Here is an 18,930-nt window from a genome sequence, read left to right on the forward strand (position 1 = left end):
CCGGACCTGGACTGCCGAGCGCGCCGCTGACGCCCATACCTTCGTCCCATCCCAGGGCGGGGTCCTCACGAGCCCATTGTCGCACCGGGGGTCGCCCCACGCCCTTCGCTTGCGTCCGCGCTCGGTGGGACCACAGGGCCGTGCTCACGGGCCAGGGAACGCCCGTACGGCGGCTCAGGCGTGCGGGACCACGGCCACCGGGCAGCCGACGTGGTGCAGGACGGCGTGGGCGACGGGGCCGGTGTGGGCACCGAGCCGGCCCCCGCCGGTGGGGCGGCCCACGACGACGAGGCAGGCGCCGGTGGCGGCGCGCACGAGTTCGGCGCCCGACCGTCCCGCCACGACGGTCCGGGTCACGGGCACCTCGGGGTACTTCTCGCTCCACGGACGCAGGGCCGTGACGACCGCGTGTTCCTCGGCCGCGAGGCGCTCCGGGCCGGTGACATGGGGCGAGACGGCATCGGCGGGCGGCGCCTTGAAGGCGTGGACGACGCGGAGCTCGGTGTGGCGCAGCCGGGCGGCCTCGAAGGCGAAGTCGATCAGGTCGTCGCTGGGGTGTGCGACGTCCAGGCCGAGGACGACGGCGCGGTAGGGGGTTTCGGGGATCTCGTCCGGGGCCACCCCGTCCACGGCGGGCAGGTGGTCGTCGGCGGCGGCGCTCCCGGCCCGTACCAGCACCACCGGGCAGGCGGCCTGGCTCACCACGCGTTGGGAGACCGAGCCGGTGACGAACCCCGCCGTAGCGCCGAGTACCGGCGATCCGAGCGCCAGCAACTCCGTCTGGCGGGACACCGAGAGCAGCGCGGAGACCGTGGAGTCGCGCATCAGGCGGCCGGTGGCCGTCAGCGTGGGATGCGCGGCGCGGACGCTGTCGACCGCTTCCTCGAGCAGGTGCTCGGCCCAGCCGTGTTCGGTGCTGTCCGCGGGGACGTACGGCGCCGGCCGTGCGTGCGGGTGCCAGGCGTGTACGAGGCTCAGCGCGGCTCCGCGGCGCAGCGCCTCCTGGGCCGCCCAGTGCGCGGCCGCGAGGCCTTCGGGGGATCCGTCGACTGCCGCCGCGATGTTCCGGACCATGACGTGTGCCTCCCATAGGTGCCGGTCCCCCGCGGCGCCGCTCCCGTCCGACGGGACGGCTGAGGCGGAAAGGACCACCCGCTTCTCGCGGATCCGGATTGCGCGGTGCGCGGCAGGTGGCCGCTTCTCCGCGTCTGGTGGAAGTCCTTTCCGCCACGTCCATCAAACCATCGCGCGGGCGGCTGCACGAGGGTCGAGTGGGCCCTTAGGGGGAGTCCGCTCGGCGTCATACGTGCTCCGGTACGACCGCCACGGGGCAGTACGAGTGGTGCAGCAGCGTGTGCGCCACCCGGCCGAGCTGGAGTCCGAGGTGGCCGCGCCGGCGGCGGGCCCCGATGACGACGAGGTCGGCGGCGGCCGAGCGGTCCACCAGCACCTTGCGGGCCGGGCCCTCCACCGTGGTGCGGCGTACCCGGAGGTCCGGGTGGTCGGCCGTCGCGTCGCGCAGCAGTGTGTCGAGCAGGGCGGAGGCCTGCTGCTCGTGCCGTACGGCCGGGTTCCCGGCGTGCAGGGGCAGCCCGGCGCTCTCGTGTGCGGGGCGGCGCCAGGCCCGTACGACGTCGAGGACGCCTCCGCGTGCCTCGGCCTCCTGGAGGGCGAAGCGCACGGCCTCGCCCCCGGTGCCGGGATCCCCGGCGCCGAGCAGGACGCGCCCGTGGGTGCCGGTCAGGCCGGCCCGGTCACCGCGGACGACGACGACCGGGCAGTGGGCGCGGGCGGCCACGGACAGACCGACCGAGCCGAGGAGCAGCCCCTTGATCTCGCCCCGGCCGCGTGCTCCCGTCACCACGGCGGAGGCGTCGTCGCTCTCCCGCAGGAGGGCGTCCACCGCCTCCTGCGGGAGGATGTCGGTGGTGACCTTCACGTCCGGGTCGCGCCGCCGGGCCCGCGCCGCCGCCGAGGCGACGATGTGCTCGGCCATCACCTGCTCGGAGGGGCGCTCCCCGCCGCCTGCCGGAACGGTGCCTTCGTAGCGTTCCCACAGGGAGGCGTACACCAGCCGCAGCGGCAGCCCGCGGCGGGCCGCCTCGGCCACCGCCCAGTCGACCGCGGCCAGGCCGCACTCCGATCCGTCGACGCCCACGACCAGGGGCAGTTCCGTCATCGGACTCACCACCTTTCGCCGGGGCCGCCACGGCGTGCAGCACACGCTTCCAGTCCACCGTCCCACGTGACGCTCAGTCGTGCGGGACCACGGCCACGGGCGCGGCGGCGTGGTGCAGGACCGCGTGCGTGACGGGGCCGAGGTGTGGGCCGAACGGGGCACGGCGGGCGCGGCGGCCCACGACGACCAGGGACGCCTCGCGCGAGGCGGCGACCAGGCGCTCCGACGCGCTGCCGGGCCCGCAGTCCTCGACGGCCTCGACGGACGGGTACTTCTGCCGCCAGGGCCGCAGCGCCTCGGTGAGCGCGGTCTTGTGCTGTTCGGCGATCTCCTCGTCGAAGACGGGGTCGACGGCGAGGCCGTAGGCGTAGTACGGCGGCAGGGGCCAGGCGTGCACGGCCCGCAGGGCGGTCCCGCGCCGGGAGGCCGCCTCGAAGGCGAACGCGAGCAGCGTGTCGTCCGGGGCGGCGGTGTCCACGCCGATCACGACGGGCCGGTACGGCGTCGCGGCGGACGGGATACCGACCGGGTCCGCCTCGTGCTCGTCGGAGGCCTGCTCCCCGGCCCGCACCAGCACGACGGGCCGCTCGGCGCGGGCGACGACCGCCTGTCCGACGGAGCCGAGCAGGAAGCCGCCGATGCCGCTCAGGCCCCGGGAGCCGAGCACCACGAGCTCGGCCTCCTCGGCCGCCGCCAGCACCTCGCCGGGACTGCCGCCGCGCTGCTCGGCGACGACCTCCACACCGGGGTGGCGCAGCCGCAGCCCCTCGGCGGTCTCGCGCGGAATCCTCCCGGTCCAGTGCTGGTGCGTCTCGGCACCGAGCGGCGGGGCCTGTGCCATGGGCGCCGGGACCGGCTCCCAGACGTGCACCAGCCGCAGTGGCAGACCACTCAGCCGCGCCTCGCGGGCCGCCCACTCGGCGGCGGCCCGGCTCTCGGGGGAACCGTCGAGGCCCACGGTGATGGTGCGGGACATGGTGCCCACCTCCTGTTGTCGGGTTCGGCTCCAGCCTTCCGGCCGGGGCTCCCGGAAGGCAGGGCCCACAGGTCCCTGTCCGGGCCCGACCGGCCCTACGGCGGTGGGCCGCCGAACCCCGGCTGCGGAACCGGGCGACCGCATGTGATCAGCCGCGGACGCGTCACGGACGCGTTCGTCCACGTCGCGAACCCGTTTCGGCCAGTGCCGGGACATCCCGCGACAAGTCACGGCAGTGCGGACCGGTATGCGTTGAGATGGCCGCAGCATCGAGCGACATGGCGGTAGATATGAACGCTTTCGTGGACGAGCCGACGCGGTCGGCGGATCCCGCGGTCCTGGAGCGGTGCCGGTGCGGTGCCCGGTTGCCGCAAGGCGGGCCGTCGGCGGCCGAGGAACGGTTCCGCGGGCTGCTGGAGGCGGCGCCGGACGCCATGGTCATCGTCGACGACACCGGCGTCATCAGGCTCGTCAACGCCCAGACCGAGGCCCTGTTCGGCTACCGGCGCGAGGAACTGCTCGGCCACCCGGTCGACTTGCTGGTGCCGCACCGCTTCCGGCCCCACCACACCCGGCACCGCGACGGCTACGCCGCCAACGGGCAGGTGCGGCCCATGGGGGCCGGGCTGGAACTGCACGGGCTGCGCAAGGACGGCAGCGAGTTCCCCGTCGAGATCAGCCTCAGCCCCCTGGAGACCGAGGACGGGCTGCTGGTGTCCGCGGCCGTGCGCGACGTCAGCGACCGCAAGGCGGCCGAGGCCCGTATCAACGAACTCGCCGCACTCGTCGAGTCCTCCCAGGACGCCATCCTCGCCAAGACCCTCGACGGCTACATCACGTACTGGAACGCCGCCGCCGCGCGACTGTACGGCTACACGGCCGAGGAGGCGATCGGCCGGCACGTGTCCCTGCTCGCCCCGGCCGAGCTGCAGGACGACGTCTGCGCGCTGCTGCAGCGGCTGCGGCACGGCGAGAAGGTCGAGCACTTCGAGACGCTGCGGGTCACCAGGGACGGGTCGCTGCTCGACGTCGACGTCACGCTGTGGCCGACCCGGGACACCCGGGGCCGGGTGGTCGGCGCGTGCGCCATCGTCCGGGACATCAGTGACCGCAAGCGCGCGGAGGCCGAGCTCACGGCGCTGCTGGAGCAGCAGCGGCACATCGCGCTCACGCTGCAGCGCAGCCTCATGGGGACCCCGCCCGCCATCCCCGGCCTGGCCACCGCCAGCCGCTACCGGCCCGCCACGCAGGGCGCCGGCGTGGGCGGCGACTGGTTCGACCTCATACCGCTGGGCGCGGGGCGGGTCGGTGTCCTCATCGGCGATGTGATGGGCCGCGGTCTGGAGGCGGCCGCCGTGATGGGCCAGCTGCGTTCGGCCGCGCACGCGCTCGCCAAGACGGGCATGCAGCCGCGCCAGCTGATGCAGGCCCTGGACACGGCCGTGACCGACCTGGACGTCCCCGACCAGCTGGTCACCTGCTGCTACCTGGTCATCGCCCCCGACGCCGGCACGGTGACGGTGTGTTCCGCCGGGCATCTGCCGACCCTCGTCGTCGGCCCGTGGGACGGCGTCCGCACGCTTCCCACGCCGGTCAACGCCCCGCTCGGCGTCGGTGACGTCCTCTACGAGCAGTCCTGCACGGACATAGCGCCCGGCGCCACGCTCGTGCTGTACACCGACGGCCTGATCGAGACGCCCGGCAGCGACATCGAGGCCCGGCTCTCCGAACTCGCCGCCGTCCTCGACGCCTTCTTCCCCCGGTCCACCGGGGTGGAGGCCGCCGCCGGGCTGGAGGCCGCCGCCGACCATGTGCTCGCCACGCTGCTGCCGGACGCCGAGGGGCACAACGACGATGTGACGCTCCTGCTGGCCCAGCTGCCGGCCGCGCCCCTGGCCGCCGTGACCACCGAGCTGCCCGCGGCGCCGGCCTCCGTCCCCGAGGGACGCGCGTTCCTCAACCGGACCTTGGCCTCATGGGAGTGCGCGGCACCGGCCGACGACGCCCTGCTGCTGCTGTCCGAGACCCTCACCAACGCCGTGCAGCACGCCGAGGGCCCGCTGGGGCTGCGCCTGTGCCGGACCCCCACCGACCTCACCGTCGAGGTCAGCGACCACAGCCCGCAGCTCCCCCAGCCCCGCCTCGCGGCCGAGGACGAGGACGAGGAGTCCGGCCGCGGTCTGTTCCTGGTCCGCACCCTGGCCGACAGCTGGGGGGTGCGGCCGACGGACGAGGGCAAGACGACCTGGTTCACGCTGAAACTGTGAGTCGCGGTCCCGGCCGGCTGCGCGCTGAGGCGGCCGTCAGCGCCTTTCGCCGCGCGGCCGGGCCTGGGCCTGGGTGGCGATGACGGCGGCCTGGACGCGCCGTTCGACGCCGAGCTTGGCGAGCAGGCGGGAGATGTGGTTCTTCACCGTCTTCTCGGCGAGGTACAGCCGTCGGCCGATCTGACCGTTGGTGAGCCCCTCGCCGATCAAAGCGAGGATCTCCCGTTCCCGCTCGGTCAGGCCCGGCAGGGCGTCCGGCTCCGCCTCCCGTGGCTGCCCGCCTCGCAGCCGGGCCATGAGCCTGGTGGTCGCGCTCGGGTCCAGCAGCGACTGGCCGCCGGCCACGGTGCGCACGGCCGAGACCAGGTCGGAGCCCTGGATCTGCTTGAGCACGTACCCGGACGCACCTGCCATGATCGAGTCCAGCAGCGCCTCCTCCTCGTCGAACGAGGTCAGCATCAGACAGGCCAGCTCCGGCAGGCCCGAGCGCAGTTCCCGGCACACGGTCACGCCGTCCCCGTCCGGCAGGCGGACGTCGAGGACCGCCACGTCCGGGCGGAGGGCGGGCACGCGCGCCAGTGCCTGCTCGGCGGTGGCGGCCTCACCGACGACCGTGAGGTCCGGCTCGTCGTCCAGCAGGTCGCGCACCCCGCGCCGTACCACCTCGTGGTCGTCGAGGAGGAAGACCCGGATCGGGGTGCCGGGGCCGGCCGGTTCGCGCTCCGCCATCGCGTTCGCTCCCTGGGATGTGCGCGGTTGTCAGCAGCATCCTTTCCCGCCGCGGGGCCCGCGGGCCAGGGCCGATCGGCCCTGTTTCAGCCGTCCCAGGACCAGTCGGCCACCTCCGGCAGATCCGTGCCGTGCTCGCGGATCCAGGCCTGGTGGCGCTGCCGGACGTCCGCCATGCGCTGGCGGACGGCCGCCGCCCGCACGGCCAGGCCGGGGACGCGGTCGATGACGTCCATCACCAGGCGGTAGCGGTCCAGGTCGTTGCCGACCACCATGTCGAACGGCGTGGTCGTGGTGCCGATCTCCTTGTAGCCGCGCACATGCAGGTTGCGGTGGCCGGTGCGCCGGTAGGCCAGACGGTGGATCAGCCACGGGTAGCCGTGGTACGCGAAGATCACCGGCTTGTCGGCGGTGAACAGTCCGTCGTACTCGAAGTCGTTCATCCCGTGCGGGTGTTCCTCGCTGGGCAGCAGGCGGGCGATGTCCACGACGTTCACCACCCGCACGGTCAGCTCGGGCAGGTGCCGGCGCAGCAGCTGGGCGGCGGCCAGCACCTCCTGGGTGGGGACGTCACCCGCGCAGCCCAGTACGACGTCCGGCTCCCCGGAGCCGTCCTCGGTGCCCGCCCACTCCCAGATGCCGGCGCCGCGCGCGCAGTGGGCCTTCGCCTGCTCCAGGGAGAGCCAGTCGAAGCAGGGCTGCTTGCCGGCGACGACCACGTTGACGTAGTCGCGGCTGCGCAGGACGTGGTCGGCCACCGACAGCAGGGTGTTGGCGTCCGGCGGCAGGTAGACCCGTACCGCCTCCGGGCTCTTGTTCAGGATGTGGTCGACGAAGCCGGGATCCTGGTGGGAGAAGCCGTTGTGGTCCTGCCGCCACACATGTGAGGTCAGCAGGTAGTTGAGCGAGGCGATGGGGGCGCGCCAGGGCAGGCGGCGGGTGGTGCGCAGCCATTTGACGTGCTGGTTGACCATCGAGTCGACGATGTGCACGAAGGCCTCGTAGCAGGAGAACAGCCCGTGCCGGCCGGTGAGGAGGTAGCCCTCCAGCCAGCCCTGGCAGGTGTGCTCGGAGAGGATCTCCATCACCCGTCCGTGCGGGTCGAGGTCCTCGTCCACCGGCAGGGTGCCGGCCTGCCAGGCCTTGCCGCTGGCCGCGTAGACGGCCTGGAGGCGGTTGGAGGCGGTCTCGTCGGGGCCGACCAGGCGGAAGTCGCGCCGGTCGGCGGTGGCCGCCATGACGTCCCGCAGCAGGTCGCCGAGGACGCGGGTCGGTTCGTGGAGGGTCGCGCCGGGCTTGTCGACCTCGACGGCGTACCGCTCCAGCGGTGGCAGGGGTAGGGCGCGCAGCAGCAGCCCGCCGTTGGCGTGCGGGGTGGCACCGAGCCGGCGGGTGCCGCGTGGGACGCAGGCCAGCACGTCGGGGCGCGGGGCGCCGTGCTCGTCGAAGAGCTCCTCGGGCCGGTACGAGCGCAGCCACGTCTCCAGCTGCCGCAGGTGTTCCGGGTTGTCCCGGACGGCGGCCAGCGGCACCTGGTGGGAGCGCCAGGTGCCCTCCACGGGCAGGCCGTCCACCTCGGCCGGGCCGGTCCAGCCCTTCGGGGTGCGCAGCACGATCACCGGCCAGCGGGGACGCTCGGTCGCGCCGTCCTCGCGGGCGGCGCGCTGGAAGGCGCCGATGCGGTCCACGGCGGTGTCCATGGCCTCGGCCATCGCCCGGTGCACGGCGGCCGGGTCGTCGCCGGTGACATGGATCGGGTCGTGACCGTAGCCCTTCAGAAGGTCGTCGAGTTCGGTCTCGGGCAGCCGGGACAGCACCGTCGGATTGGCGATCTTGTAGCCGTTGAGGTGGAGGATCGGCAGGACGGCGCCGTCGTGCACCGGGTCGAGGAACTTGTCGGAGTGCCAGGAGGCGGCCAGCGGCCCGGTCTCCGCCTCGCCGTCGCCGATCACACAGGCGACCAGCAGGCCGGGGTTGTCGAAGGCCGCCCCGTAGGCGTGCGAGAGCGCGTAGCCGAGTTCCCCGCCCTCGTGGATCGAGCCCGGGGTCTCCGGGGCGACGTGGCTGGGCACCCCGCCGGGGAAGGAGAACTGCCGGAACAGCCGCGCCATGCCGGCCGCGTCCCGGGTGACGTCCGGGTAGGTCTCGGTGTACGAGCCTTCCAGCCAGGAGTTCGACAGGACGGCGGGGCCGCCGTGACCCGGGCCCCAGATGCACAGGGCGTCCAGGTCGCGGGCCTTGATGACGCGGTTGAGGTGGGTATGGACCAGGTTGAGGCCGGGTGAGGTGCCCCAGTGCCCGAGCAGGCGCGGCTTGACGTGCTCCGGACGCAGCGGCTCGGTCAGCAGGGGGTTGGCCATGAGATAGATCTGACCCACGGAGAGGTAGTTCGCGGCGCGCCAGTGGGCGTCCAGCGTGGCGAGCTCCTCGTCCGAGAGCCCGCCGGGCGCCTGCTGTGTGTCGACGGACATCGGGGTTCCTTCCGGGTCGGCCGGCGGTCGGGGGTGTGACGCGTGCCGCGGGGCACATCACCCACCCTCCGGGGACCGCCGGGTACCCGCCAGGGCCGTTCGGGCCACGTCCCGGGCCGAACCGTCCCGCCCGGTGGTGACCGGGTATCAGAAGCCCCGGAAAAGCCCCACACGGCCCGCGACCAGCGGTGTGATGTTTCGCACGGAAACGGAATGAAAGGTGACGAACGGGCAACCTTCCCTTTCATACCCCGCGCGAACCTCCCCCGACAGGTGAATCCATGACGACGGCGACCAGGGCGCCCCGGACGCCACCCGCCCCCACCACGCTCCCGCCCCCCCTCACGAACACCACCGGGATTCCACGGCCCGCCTCGGCGCCCCCGCTGCCCTCGCTCACCGGGCTGCGCTGGATGGCCGCGCTGCTGGTCTTCGGACTGCACGTACGCAACTTCGGCTACTTCGGAGGCGACGGCGGTCGCCTCATGAACTGGGCCTTCGGGGCCGGCGCCGGCGGAGTGTCGTTCTTCTTCGTGCTGTCCGGTTTCGTACTGACCTGGTCCGCACGCCCGAACGACCGCGCGCTCCGCTTCTGGTGGCGGCGCGTCGCCCGCATCTACCCGGTGCACCTGGTCACCGTCGCGATCGCGCTGGTGATGGCCTACACACTGGCCCATCAGGCGAGGCCGACGCTGCGCCAGGGGCTGGCCGACGTGCTGCTGGTGCACTCCTGGTGGCGCCCGTGGTGGCAGACGCTGAACCCGGTCAGCTGGTCGCTCGCCTGCGAAGCGTTCTTCTACGCCACCTTCCCGCTGCTGGCTCTCCTGCTGCGCCGCCTGGGCGCCCGCGGGTCGGCCGCGCTGGCCGCGGCGTCGGTGCTGACGGTGCTGGTGCTGGCCTGGGCCGACGCCCACCACTGGCTGAGCCAGCCGATCAACTCCTTCCCCGCCGCCCGCCTGCCCGAGTTCGTGCTCGGCGCCGCGCTCGCCCGGCTGGTGCTCCTCGACCGGTGGCGCGGGCCCGGCCTGGAGGCCTCCCTCGCCCTGGCGATCATCGGGTACTTCCTCGTCCCCCAGGTCACGGCCGGGTACCCGGGCACGGCGTGCACCATCGCCGGTTTCGCCCTGCTCATCCCGGCGGCGGCCGTCGCGGACCTGCACGGCCTGCCCTCACTCTGGCGGCGCCGACGGACGGTGCGGCTCGGGGAACTGTCGTTCGCCTTCTACATGGTCCATCTGCTGGTGCTGCGGGCCGGCATCGGCCTGCTCGGCAAGTCCCCCCACTTCGGCGTGCCGGTGGGCCTGGCCGTCACCGCCGTCGCGTTCACCCTGTCGCTCGGGCTGTCCTGGGTCCTGTACGAGGCGGTGGAAGTCCCGGCGCGGCGGCTGCTCCTGCGGGGGCGCCGTTCCGCCCCGCCCCCGCAGACCTCGCCGTCCACCCGGTCTCAGCCCGCTCCGGCCGCGGCGGCCGACTGAGGCACCCGCCCGGGCCGCTCAGCCGCGCCCATGCCCCTTGCCGAGGCGTTCGAGCACGGCACGCGCCATGGCCTCCTCGCCCTTGGCGTTCGGGTGCGCGGGGGCCGCGGGCGCGGCCGGCTGCAGCGGTTCGATCCAGCGGTCCGCCGGTGCCTCGCACATGTCGTGGCCGCGTGTGGGGCCGTATGTGTCGACGTACTCGGCGTGGTTCCACGCGGCCACCAGGCGCAGCATCAGGTTGAGCCGTTTGCCCGTGTCCCGCAGGTAGGGGAAGTCCCGTGCCGCGAACGGGACGGCGGGGTAGCAGCCGCTGCCGTCGTCGGGGAGGAGGTCCGGGTAGCCGACGACGAGTACACGTGCGTGCGGCGCCCTGGCGTGCACGGCCCGCAGTACCCGGTCGACCTTCGGTGCGGTCTGCGCGATGTTCACGGCCAGCTGGTCGATGCCGGAGGAGGTGTAGTAGCGCTCGCACGGGTTTGCCGTCGGGTCGGTGGCGCCCAGGCGGGCGCAGGTCGCGATGATGGATCCGAAGCCGATGTCGTTGCCGCCGATCTGGACCGTCACCAGGTCGGTGTCCCGTCGCAGGGCGTTCAGCTGGGGGCCGTTGGTGCCCTGGGACTTCCACATGTGCTCGGTCGTCGCCCCGCTGCAGCTGACGTCCTTGAACGCGGTCACTCCTCGCTCCGCCGCCACGAGCGAGGGGTAATTGTGGTCGGAGCGGGCGCAGTTGGCGTCCACCTGCCGCGGTATCAAGGGGCCCGAGGTGTAGGAGTCGCCGAGGGACACGTAGTGCGTGCCGCCGCCGTGCCCCCTCCCGTTCGCCGCGGCGGGCGTCGTCGAAGCGGCGACGAGGGCGCAGCCGCCCAGCACCGCCCCCACAGTGACCGCCCGTCGGCGTCTCGCCGCTCCGCCCGAATGCGTTTCGCCCGCCATGCAAGCCCTCCCCCTGGTGCCTTCGCACGGTCAACGGAGCTTGTATACCGTCCGGTACGCGTGCGAAGCCAGAGGCGGGAACCAACTGTGCGCCGCGGTCCGGTGCCGTGCCCGGACCACGGCTGGTCTCAGGCCGGTTTCAGGCCGGGAGCGCCGGCCTCGGTGACGAAGGACGCGGCCGTGGTGACGGCGGCGCCGGGCGTGGTGACGGCGGAGACGGTCCTGAAGTCGGCCCGGGCGGTCTGGCGTCCCAGTTCGACGCGGACGTAGCCGCGTCTTCCGTTGTAGAACTTCATGTGGGGGTTGGCCCGCATGTAGGTACCCCAGCCGGCGGGCCTGTCGACGCCGTCCTTGCCGCTGGTGACCGATGTGCAGGTGAGCTCCGTGCCCAGGTTCCGGGAGGCCGGGTCGTCGAAGTCGTCCTTGATGTCGAAGGCGTAGGCGACGTGGACGTCCCCGGTGAGGACCAGCCAGTTGTCGATGCCGGCCGCCTTGGCGCCGGCGACGACGCGGTCGCGTGAGGCGCGGTAGCCGTCCCAGGCGTCCATGGAGACCTTGGCCTCCGCGTTGAGGTCGAACTTGCGCTGGGAGAAGCACACCTGCTGGGGCGTCACGTTCCACAGGGCGGTCGAGGCCCGCCATCCGTCGATCAGCCAGCGTTCCTGCGCGTCGCCGGTGAGGGTGCGCGCCGGGTCGTCGGACTCGGCCCCCGGAACGTGCGGCACATCGCCGTAGGCCTGGTCGGAGCGGTACTGGCGGGTGTCCAGGATGTCGAACTGGGCGAGCGTGCCCCACTGGAGGCGGCGGTACAACCGCATGTCGGGGCCCTGCGGGAGCTGCGCGGAACGCAGTGGCTGGTTCTCCCAGTACGCCCGGTAGGCCGCGGCGCGCCGCACCAGGAACCGCTCCGGCGGGTCGTCGTGCTCGTCGACGGCACCGGCGTAGTTGTTCTCGGTCTCGTGGTCGTCCCAGGTGACGACGAAGGGGTGGGTGGCGTGGGCCGCCCGCAGGTCGGGGTCGCTCTTGTAGAGCGCGTACCGCAGGCGGTAGTCCGTCAGGGTCATGGTCTCGCGGTCGAAGACGTCGGGCAGCGGGACGCCGGTGTAGCGGCGCTCGCCTCCCGCGGCGTCCACGGCGTACTCGTAGAGGTAGTCGCCGAGGTGGAAGACGACGTCGACGTCGTCCTCGGCGAGGTGCCGGTAGGCGGTGTAGTAGCCGTCCTGGTACGCCTGGCAGGCCACGGCCGCGAGCCGGAGGGCCGAGGTGTCGCTGCCCGCGGGCGGTGCGGTGCGGGTGCGGCCGACCGGGCTGATCCAGGCGCCGGTGCGGAACCGGTAGTGGTAGACGGTGCCGGGCAGCAGGCCCCGGACGTCGATGTGCAGGCTGTGGCCGTACTCGGGATGGGCCACCGCTTCGCCCCGCTGCGCCGGCACGGAGAAGTTCTCGTCCCGGGCGACTTCCCACTGGACGGTGACCCGCTGCCCGCCCAGTCCGCCGTCCGCCTCGAACGGGGCGGGGGCCAGCCGGGTCCACAGCACCACCGCGTCCGGGAGGGGATCTCCGGACGCGACACCGAGAGTGAACGGATCCTGGGAGATGCGCGCGGCGTCGAGTTCGGGGGCGGCCGAGGCGCCACGGGCCGGCCGGTTGGTGGTGAAGGCGAGCGTGGCCGCCGCCGCGGCGACGGTGAGCAGACGGCGGCGGCCGACGTGCCGGGCGGCGGCCCGCAGCACGGCGTCATGCGGGGAGGAGGGGTGCTCGGCCAGAGCTCTGTGACGGCCCGGTCGCGCCATCTGACGTCCTCTCATGCGGGGGCGGGTCCGCGGACCCCGCATGCTAATCAGACATAACGTCAGAATCCGGTGCACCGTGCCTGGCCGGTCACACAAGAGGCGGCGCACTCGGACCGCGCGGCCCGCTGCCGCGCGCCCACACAGGTGACCGGAGGCGCCGAGGGCTCAGACGGCGCAGGGGTTGGAGCCGCAGTCCGTCTCCGGCAGGTGCCTCTCCGCCCAGACGGCGAGTTCCTTCAGGGACGGCTCCAGTGCCGCGCCCGCCTCGGTCAGGCGGTACGAGACCCGCAGCGGCGGCCCCTCGTCCACTTCGCGCACGACGAGTCCCGCGGCACCGAGTTCGCTCAGCCGGTCCGAGAGCATGCGCTCGCTGATGCCCGGGATGGCGCGGCGCAGGTCGGCGAAGTGCACCGGCTGCGCCATCAGCACCGCGACGATCGGGCCGGTCCAGCGTTTACCGAGCAGCGTGAACACACGCGTGATGGCCTTGTCGACCGTCTTGCAGGGCTCGGCGCCGGCATCCCTCATGACCTCAGTCTACTATGACCTTCGTTGTAGATGAAAAAAAGTAAGCGCCTGTGTTATTACTAGGTACGCACGGAACGACACGACCTCACATTGGAGATCTCCATGGCTACGCTGCTGCACCTGGACTCGTCCCTCTGGCCCGAGGCCGCTTCCGCCTCCCGCTCGGTCACGGCCGCGTTCCGCAAGGCCTGGGAGGAGCAGCACCCCGACGGCACCGTGATCTACCGCGACCTCACCGCGCACCCGGTTGCGCACCTCGACGCCCTCACCGCGTCCGCCGGGTTCGCCGCCCCGTCCGAGCACACCCCGGAGCAGGCCGCGGCCTTCGCCGCGCGCCTGAAGCTGATCGAGGAGCTGGAGAACGCCGACGCCGTGCTCATCGGCGCCCCGATGTACAACCTCACGATCCCGTCCACGCTGAAGGCGTGGCTCGACCAGGTGCTGCTCGTGGGCCGTACGGCGATGGCCGAGGAGTCCCCGATCAAGGGCACCCCGGTGTACGTCGTGGCCAGCCGCGGCGGTTCCTACGCTCCCGGCACCCCGCGCGAGGGCTTCGAGTACGTGCAGAACCTGCTGCGGGCGCTCCTCGGGGACATGATGGGCATGCGGGTCGACTTCATCGTCCCCGAGCTCACCATGGCCCACTCCAACCCCGCGATGGCGGAACTCATCCCGCTCGCCGAGGCCTCCAAGGCCCAGGCCCACGAGGACGCCGTCAGCAAGGGCAAGGGCGCCGCGCTGACGGCCGCCGCCTGACGGGATCGGCCCCTCACTCGTCAGGGAGTGTCGCCGTACCAGTCGTAACGGGAAGCGTCGTCCGCCCGGGGCACGTACAGGGCGCGGCCGCCGGGTCCGTAGCGGCCTATCTCCGTCACCAGGGCCACCGGCTCGCCCGGCGGACGGCCCGAGCGGTCGGTGACGTCAAGCAGCAGCCCGTCCAGCGGGCCGCCGACCAGTTGGGCGTAGGTGTGGTGGGGGCGGGGGCCGGCGTCGTCGTGGTCGGCCCCGTACACCCGGCCGCGCATGAACTCCTGCTCATCCATGCCGGGCAGCGTCGCATCCGGCACTGACAACCGGGGGGCCGCGCCCTCGGTCAGGCCGTGCCGGAGGCCGCGTTGCCCGTTCCGGCGAAGGTGTGGTTGAGCGCCTCCCAGGTCCGCCGTACCGAGTTCACGACCGACTGCGGTGCGCCCGATGCCTCGGGCCGGGCGACGCTCGACCGCCACCAGCCCAGAATCGCCCGTTCGACCCGCGGCAGCGCCCGCTGGCCGGTCACCGCGAGCGTGATGGCCGCGACCACACCCGCCCAGCCGAGGGGGCCGAGGGGGGTGCAGCCGAAGAACTGGCTGACACCGGGGGTCTGGACGAGGGCCACGAGGACGGCGGCGGAGCCCAGGGCCGTGGCCCGGACCAGGAGGCTGTCCCGGCGGTCGGCGAGGGTCTGGGCCAACTGGGTGCCGACCACCGCGCACAGGGCCATGGTGGTGGAGCGGCGGGTCGTGCCCGGGGTGAACCGGCCGATCAGCCAGGCCATGGTGGCGCCCAGGCAGGTGGTCAGCGCACGGTGGCGGATCTGGCGCAGCAGGGGTTTACGCAGGAGTGAGGTGACGAGCTGTCCGTCGGGTGCGCCGCCCGCCGGGGAAGCCTCGTCCCGCCGCTCCTCGTGCGGTGTGACCGCCACCGCCATCGCGGGGAACAGGTCGGTGAACAGGTTCACCAGCAGCATCTGACGGGTGGACAGCGGGGCCGAACCCGACAGCAGGCTGCCGAGGATGCCGAAGCTCACCTCGCCCGCGTTGCCGCCGATCAGGATGGCGATGGCGTCGGCGACGCAGCGCCACAGGGCGCGGCCCTCGGCCACCGCGTCCGTGAGCACGGACAGGTCGCCGAAGGTGAGGACGATGTCGGCCGCGTTGCGTGCGGCCGCCGAGCCGCGGGCGCTGATGCCCACGCCGATGTCGGCGGCGCGGATGGCCGCGGCGTCGTTGGCGCCGTCGCCGACCATGCCGACCACCCGGCCCGCGTCCCGCAGCGCCTCGACGACCAGGAGCTTCTGCTCGGGCGCGACCCGGGCCACGACGTCCGCGTCCCGCAGGATCCCGGCGCGCTGCGCACGGTCGGCGGCGGCCAGCTCGTCGCCGGTGACGACGGCCGTGTCCTCGGGCCAGCCCAGCTCCAGGGCGATCGCCCGGGCGGTCTGCGGGTGGTCACCGGTGAGCATGACGGGTCGTACGCCCGTCTCCCGCAGCGCCTGGACCAGGGCGCTGGAGTTCTCCCTCGGCACGTCCGACAGGGCCAGCAGACCGGTGAAGCGGAGTCCGTCCAGGGCCTGGTCGAGGGCGTCCGTGTCGTTCTCGTCCGCGTCCAGCGGGCGTTGCGCCACCGCCAGGACGCGCAGTGCGTCGCCGGTCAGCGCGTGGGCCGCGTCGGAGGCACGGGGCGGCAGATCGGCGCACGCGGGCAGCACGGTCTCCGGGGCGCCCTTGACCACGAGCACCCGGGCTCCGTCCGCGGTGTGCCCGATGGCGGCGGCGTAGCCGCGTCCGGGCTCGAACGGGAGGCCCTCGGTCTGCACCCAGTCCGGGTCCGGCTCCGCCGCCTCCAGCACCGCCTCGTCGGTGGCGTGGGCGGGCCTGCCGCCCGAGTCGCCGTTCAGCCGGGGACAGGCCCGGGCGGCGATCCGTACGGTCTCGGCGGACTCCGGGCGGTCGGCCGTGCGGACCGTGCCGTCGGCGCCGGCCACCTGGACCAGGCGCAGCCGGTTCTCGGTGAGTGTGCCGGTCTTGTCGAAGCAGAGCGTGTCCATCCGGCCCAGCGCCTCCAGCGTGCGCGGGGTACGGACCAGCACGCCCCGCCGGCTGAGCCGCCGGGCGGCGGCGAGCTGGGCCACCGTCGCCACCAGCGGCAGCCCCTCGGGAACGGCGGCCACGGCCACCGCGACCCCGCCGCTGACCGCCCGTCGGATCGGGGCGCCGCGCAGCAGGGACAGCCCGGTCACGGCGGCGCCGCCCGCGAGCGTCAACGGCAGTGCCTTGCCGGTGAGTTCCTGGAGTCTGGCCTGCACACCGGCGGCCGGGGGCTTACGGGCGGCGAGGTGGACGGCACGTGCCGCCTCGGTGCGGTCGCCGGTGTGCACCACGACCGCCTCGGCCCGCCCGGCCACCACGGTCGTCCCCTCGAAGACCATGCACCGGCGGTCCGCGACGGCGGCGCGCGGGGTGGGGTCGGTGTGTTTGTCCACCGGCAGGGACTCGCCGGTCAGCGCGGACTCGTCCACCTCCAGGCCGTCCTCCCACAGCAGCCGGGCGTCGGCGGGTACGACGTCGTCGGCGCCGAGCCCGATGACGTCGCCCGGGCGCAGTTGGGTGGCGTCCACGGTCCGTGCCGCCTCCCGCGGCGTCGCCTCGTCGTGCTCCTCGGGCCGCCGGTCCGGGCGCAGGCTGAGATGTGCCTTCTGCTTCTGCTGGGCCAGCAGCCCGGACAGCGCCCGCTCGGCCCGCAGCCGTTGGACGCCGCCGATCAGGGCGTTGAGGTCGAGCGCCCCGATGACCAGCAGGGCGTCCACGGCGGAGCCGAGGATCGCCGACGCCGCCGAGCCGACCGCCAGCACCGGGGTGAGCGGGTCGTCGAGTTCGCCCCGTACGGCGCGGCCGAGCCGCACCGACCAGCGCACCGGGGCGGAAGCGGGGCCGAGCACCGGGTGCCGGCGGGCGGCGCCGGCGACGCCGCGCGCCCGGGCGGCGGTCCGCTCGCCGAGGGTGGGCCGCGGTGCCGTCTGGCGGGCCAGCCGCTCTTGGACCTCATCGAGTTCCAGGGCATGCCAGGCGATGCGCGGCCGGGGATGCGGAGCGCGGGCCGTGGCCACGCCGATGGCCGCCCGTACGCCGCTCAGCAGGGCGGCGGCCGCGCCCGCGTCGACCGGTGCGTGGCGCAGGCCGGGCAGCGGCGACCGGGGGGAGCGCCGGGCCTCGCCGACGGCCACCAGCAGGCCGGACAGGGCGGCGCCGGAGCGGGCCAGGGTCTTCGAACGGCGGCTGACCTTGCGCGCGGCCGGGATCGCGGTCAGCAGCCGCCACACGTCGGGCAGGCCGTGCGGGGCCAGCACGTCCGCGCCCCAGACGACGACCCCGTCCTGGTCGGTCAGCGCGACGGCCACATCGCCGCCGAGCAGCCCGGAGAGCACATCGGCGTCGTCGGCCGAGGCGGTCCGGGCGACCGTGAGGACGGTGCCGCCCTCGTCGCCCTGGCGCAGTTCGCGCACCACCTCGTCCCATGGCCGGTCGCCGTCGACGACCCGGTCGGCGAGCCCGGCGAGGTCGGCCAGGGCGGGATCGTCGGTCATCACCACGAGCAGCCCGGCATGCCGGGCCGCGTCGAGAACGGCCTCGCCCCACGGATCCGCGTCGGCGCCCGGTGCGCGCAGTGCGCTGGGGTGCAGCGCGAGGATGTCCGCGGTCTCCAGTTCCCGCAGCCGCCCGGGCTCCCGGACCAGCACACCGTGCCGGGCCAGGGCGCCGCTCAGGACGGCGTGGAAGGCGGCGGGCCCGTAGCGGGCCGCCTTGGGCGAGCCGGCGAGCACGGCCTCCGCCGCCTCGTGGACGTCGTGCTTGACGAGTTCGGTCACCAGGGCGCCGACCACGCTGCCGATGGAGGCGTGCGCGGCGTACTCCTGGTCCGGCACGGTGCGCAGCGGTGGGCGCGGGCAGTGACCGGCGGGCACGCTCACGCGGTGGGGGCCGGACAGCCGGTCGTGGGTGGCGTCGAACGCGGTCGCGCGGGCCACCCGTTCCGCGAGCTGGCAGGCGCGCAGGGATCCGTCCAGTACCAGGGCGGTCGGTGAGCGGTCCGCGGCGTGGCTGGCCGCGTTGGCGGCGGCGAGCACCAGGTCCATCCGGGACCGGCCGAGGCGGCCGGCCAGCCAGGAGCGGAAGCGCGGGTTCTCGCGCAGCAGCGTCACGCCCGCGGTGACCGCCCGGGGCGCGCGCGGCAGCGGCAGCGCGGAGGTGGTGAACGCGACGGCGGTGCCCAGGGCATCGACCGCGAGGGCCGCCGCCGCGGTGCGTACGGCGGCCGGGTCGCCGGGGTGGGTGAACTCCTCCTCCGGGTCCTCCCTGGCCACCAGTCCGTGGTCTTCGGCGAGGGCGGCGGCCCGCTCCACCACCCCGTCGGTGAGGCTGTCCTCGGCCGCCGTCACCACCAGCCGTCCCAGGCCGCCGTCCCAGTAGGCGAGTGCCACGTCGGGGTGTTCGGCCAGCGCCTCGGCCACCCGGCCGGCCGCTCGGGCCGCGTGCCGGGCCGCGTCCGCCGACCGGGCGAGTTCCGCGTCGGCCGGCCGCAGCGCGAGGTGGGCGCGGGCGCCGGACCGCCACTGACCGGTGCGGCCCGGCAGCGCGTTGCGCACGACCCGCGTCACCCGCACGGTGGTGTCGGCGCCCCGCACCCCGGCCCGTACCGTCGCGGCGGCTGCCCCGGCGGCCAGGCCCACGGCGGGCGCGGCCCCGCTCGCCAGCAGCCGGGGACCGGTCAGGACGAGCCCGGCGGCGGTCGAGGAGCGCATCACTCCCGCGAGCCCCATCTCG

The 18,930-nt window shown here is 74.1% G+C and carries 13 protein-coding genes; 3 read left to right on the forward strand and 10 right to left on the reverse strand.

The window, feature by feature from the left end; all coding sequences use genetic code 11:
* Positions 1-174 precede the first annotated feature (174 nt).
* From ACZ7L0_RS35740 to ACZ7L0_RS35750, 3 genes are all read right to left on the reverse strand, one after another.
* A complete protein-coding gene (locus tag ACZ7L0_RS35740) occupies positions 175-1,074 on the reverse strand; it encodes a universal stress protein (RefSeq protein ID WP_471246721.1) in 900 nt (299 codons plus the stop codon).
* Between the two features lie 226 nt (positions 1,075-1,300).
* On the reverse strand, positions 1,301-2,179 hold the full coding sequence (locus ACZ7L0_RS35745; RefSeq protein WP_471246722.1) for a universal stress protein: 879 nt from the start codon (positions 2,177-2,179) through the stop codon (positions 1,301-1,303).
* A gap of 73 nt (positions 2,180-2,252) precedes the next feature.
* Positions 2,253-3,155 (reverse strand): universal stress protein, encoded by a 903-nt coding sequence (locus ACZ7L0_RS35750; protein WP_471246723.1) that lies wholly within the window; start codon positions 3,153-3,155, stop codon positions 2,253-2,255.
* A 278-nt stretch (positions 3,156-3,433) separates the two neighbouring features.
* Between ACZ7L0_RS35750 and ACZ7L0_RS35755 the strand changes: the two genes are divergently transcribed.
* Positions 3,434-5,422: a PAS domain S-box protein gene (locus tag ACZ7L0_RS35755; protein ID WP_471246724.1), complete on the forward strand. Its 1,989-nt coding sequence runs from the start codon at positions 3,434-3,436 to the stop codon at positions 5,420-5,422.
* 36 nt (positions 5,423-5,458) lie between these two features.
* Here the strand turns inward: ACZ7L0_RS35755 and ACZ7L0_RS35760 are convergent, their stop codons facing one another.
* Positions 5,459-6,151: a response regulator gene (locus ACZ7L0_RS35760; RefSeq protein ID WP_471246725.1), complete on the reverse strand. Its 693-nt coding sequence runs from the start codon at positions 6,149-6,151 to the stop codon at positions 5,459-5,461.
* An 86-nt stretch (positions 6,152-6,237) separates the two neighbouring features.
* Positions 6,238-8,622 carry a phosphoketolase family protein gene (locus ACZ7L0_RS35765; RefSeq protein ID WP_471246726.1) on the reverse strand — a complete coding sequence of 795 codons (2,385 nt, stop codon included), beginning with the start codon at positions 8,620-8,622 and terminating at the stop codon, positions 6,238-6,240.
* A gap of 281 nt (positions 8,623-8,903) precedes the next feature.
* Between ACZ7L0_RS35765 and ACZ7L0_RS35770 the strand changes: the two genes are divergently transcribed.
* Complete coding sequence (locus tag ACZ7L0_RS35770; protein WP_471246727.1) at positions 8,904-10,097, forward strand: acyltransferase family protein; 1,194 nt, start codon at positions 8,904-8,906, stop codon at positions 10,095-10,097.
* Between the two features lie 18 nt (positions 10,098-10,115).
* Here the strand turns inward: ACZ7L0_RS35770 and ACZ7L0_RS35775 are convergent, their stop codons facing one another.
* The 3 genes from ACZ7L0_RS35775 to ACZ7L0_RS35785 form a co-directional block, all read right to left on the reverse strand.
* On the reverse strand, positions 10,116-11,030 hold the full coding sequence (locus ACZ7L0_RS35775) for an SGNH/GDSL hydrolase family protein (protein ID WP_471246728.1): 915 nt from the start codon (positions 11,028-11,030) through the stop codon (positions 10,116-10,118).
* 128 nt (positions 11,031-11,158) lie between these two features.
* The gene (locus ACZ7L0_RS35780; RefSeq protein ID WP_471246729.1) at positions 11,159-12,823 is read right to left on the reverse strand and encodes an alkaline phosphatase D family protein; all 1,665 of its coding nucleotides are present in this window, start codon (positions 12,821-12,823) and stop codon (positions 11,159-11,161) included.
* Positions 12,824-12,988: 165 nt separating this feature from the next.
* Positions 12,989-13,351 (reverse strand): winged helix-turn-helix transcriptional regulator, encoded by a 363-nt coding sequence (locus ACZ7L0_RS35785; RefSeq protein ID WP_471246730.1) that lies wholly within the window; start codon positions 13,349-13,351, stop codon positions 12,989-12,991.
* A gap of 102 nt (positions 13,352-13,453) precedes the next feature.
* Here ACZ7L0_RS35785 and ACZ7L0_RS35790 point away from each other — a divergent pair, with 102 nt between their 5' ends.
* Positions 13,454-14,107, forward strand: coding sequence for an FMN-dependent NADH-azoreductase (locus ACZ7L0_RS35790; RefSeq protein WP_471246731.1), 654 nt, complete (start codon positions 13,454-13,456; stop codon positions 14,105-14,107).
* Positions 14,108-14,127: 20 nt separating this feature from the next.
* Here the strand turns inward: ACZ7L0_RS35790 and ACZ7L0_RS35795 are convergent, their stop codons facing one another.
* Complete coding sequence (locus ACZ7L0_RS35795) at positions 14,128-14,394, reverse strand: hypothetical protein (RefSeq protein WP_471246732.1); 267 nt, start codon at positions 14,392-14,394, stop codon at positions 14,128-14,130.
* 50 nt (positions 14,395-14,444) lie between these two features.
* The gene (locus tag ACZ7L0_RS35800) at positions 14,445-18,926 is read right to left on the reverse strand and encodes an HAD-IC family P-type ATPase (RefSeq protein WP_471246733.1); all 4,482 of its coding nucleotides are present in this window, start codon (positions 18,924-18,926) and stop codon (positions 14,445-14,447) included.
* Between the last annotated feature and the right edge of the window lie 4 nt (positions 18,927-18,930).

The sequence above is a fragment of the Streptomyces sp. NPDC039424 genome (assembly GCF_055639495.1).

Excerpts from the sequence above, each read along its gene's own strand:
- ACZ7L0_RS35740 (WP_471246721.1), bottom strand. The coding sequence starts at position 1,074 with ATGGTCCGGAACATCGCGGCGGCAGTCGACGGATCCCCCGAAGGCCTC.
- ACZ7L0_RS35770 (WP_471246727.1), top strand. The coding sequence starts at position 8,904 with ATGACGACGGCGACCAGGGCGCCCCGGACGCCACCCGCCCCCACCACG.
- ACZ7L0_RS35765 (WP_471246726.1), bottom strand. The coding sequence starts at position 8,622 with ATGTCCGTCGACACACAGCAGGCGCCCGGCGGGCTCTCGGACGAGGAG.
- ACZ7L0_RS35800 (WP_471246733.1), bottom strand. The coding sequence starts at position 18,926 with ATGGGGCTCGCGGGAGTGATGCGCTCCTCGACCGCCGCCGGGCTCGTC.
- ACZ7L0_RS35785 (WP_471246730.1), bottom strand. The coding sequence starts at position 13,351 with ATGAGGGATGCCGGCGCCGAGCCCTGCAAGACGGTCGACAAGGCCATC.
- ACZ7L0_RS35775 (WP_471246728.1), bottom strand. The coding sequence starts at position 11,030 with ATGGCGGGCGAAACGCATTCGGGCGGAGCGGCGAGACGCCGACGGGCG.
- ACZ7L0_RS35790 (WP_471246731.1), top strand. The coding sequence starts at position 13,454 with ATGGCTACGCTGCTGCACCTGGACTCGTCCCTCTGGCCCGAGGCCGCT.
- ACZ7L0_RS35795 (WP_471246732.1), bottom strand. The coding sequence starts at position 14,394 with ATGGATGAGCAGGAGTTCATGCGCGGCCGGGTGTACGGGGCCGACCAC.
- ACZ7L0_RS35760 (WP_471246725.1), bottom strand. The coding sequence starts at position 6,151 with ATGGCGGAGCGCGAACCGGCCGGCCCCGGCACCCCGATCCGGGTCTTC.
- ACZ7L0_RS35780 (WP_471246729.1), bottom strand. The coding sequence starts at position 12,823 with ATGGCGCGACCGGGCCGTCACAGAGCTCTGGCCGAGCACCCCTCCTCC.
- ACZ7L0_RS35755 (WP_471246724.1), top strand. The coding sequence starts at position 3,434 with ATGGCGGTAGATATGAACGCTTTCGTGGACGAGCCGACGCGGTCGGCG.
- ACZ7L0_RS35750 (WP_471246723.1), bottom strand. The coding sequence starts at position 3,155 with ATGTCCCGCACCATCACCGTGGGCCTCGACGGTTCCCCCGAGAGCCGG.
- ACZ7L0_RS35745 (WP_471246722.1), bottom strand. The coding sequence starts at position 2,179 with ATGACGGAACTGCCCCTGGTCGTGGGCGTCGACGGATCGGAGTGCGGC.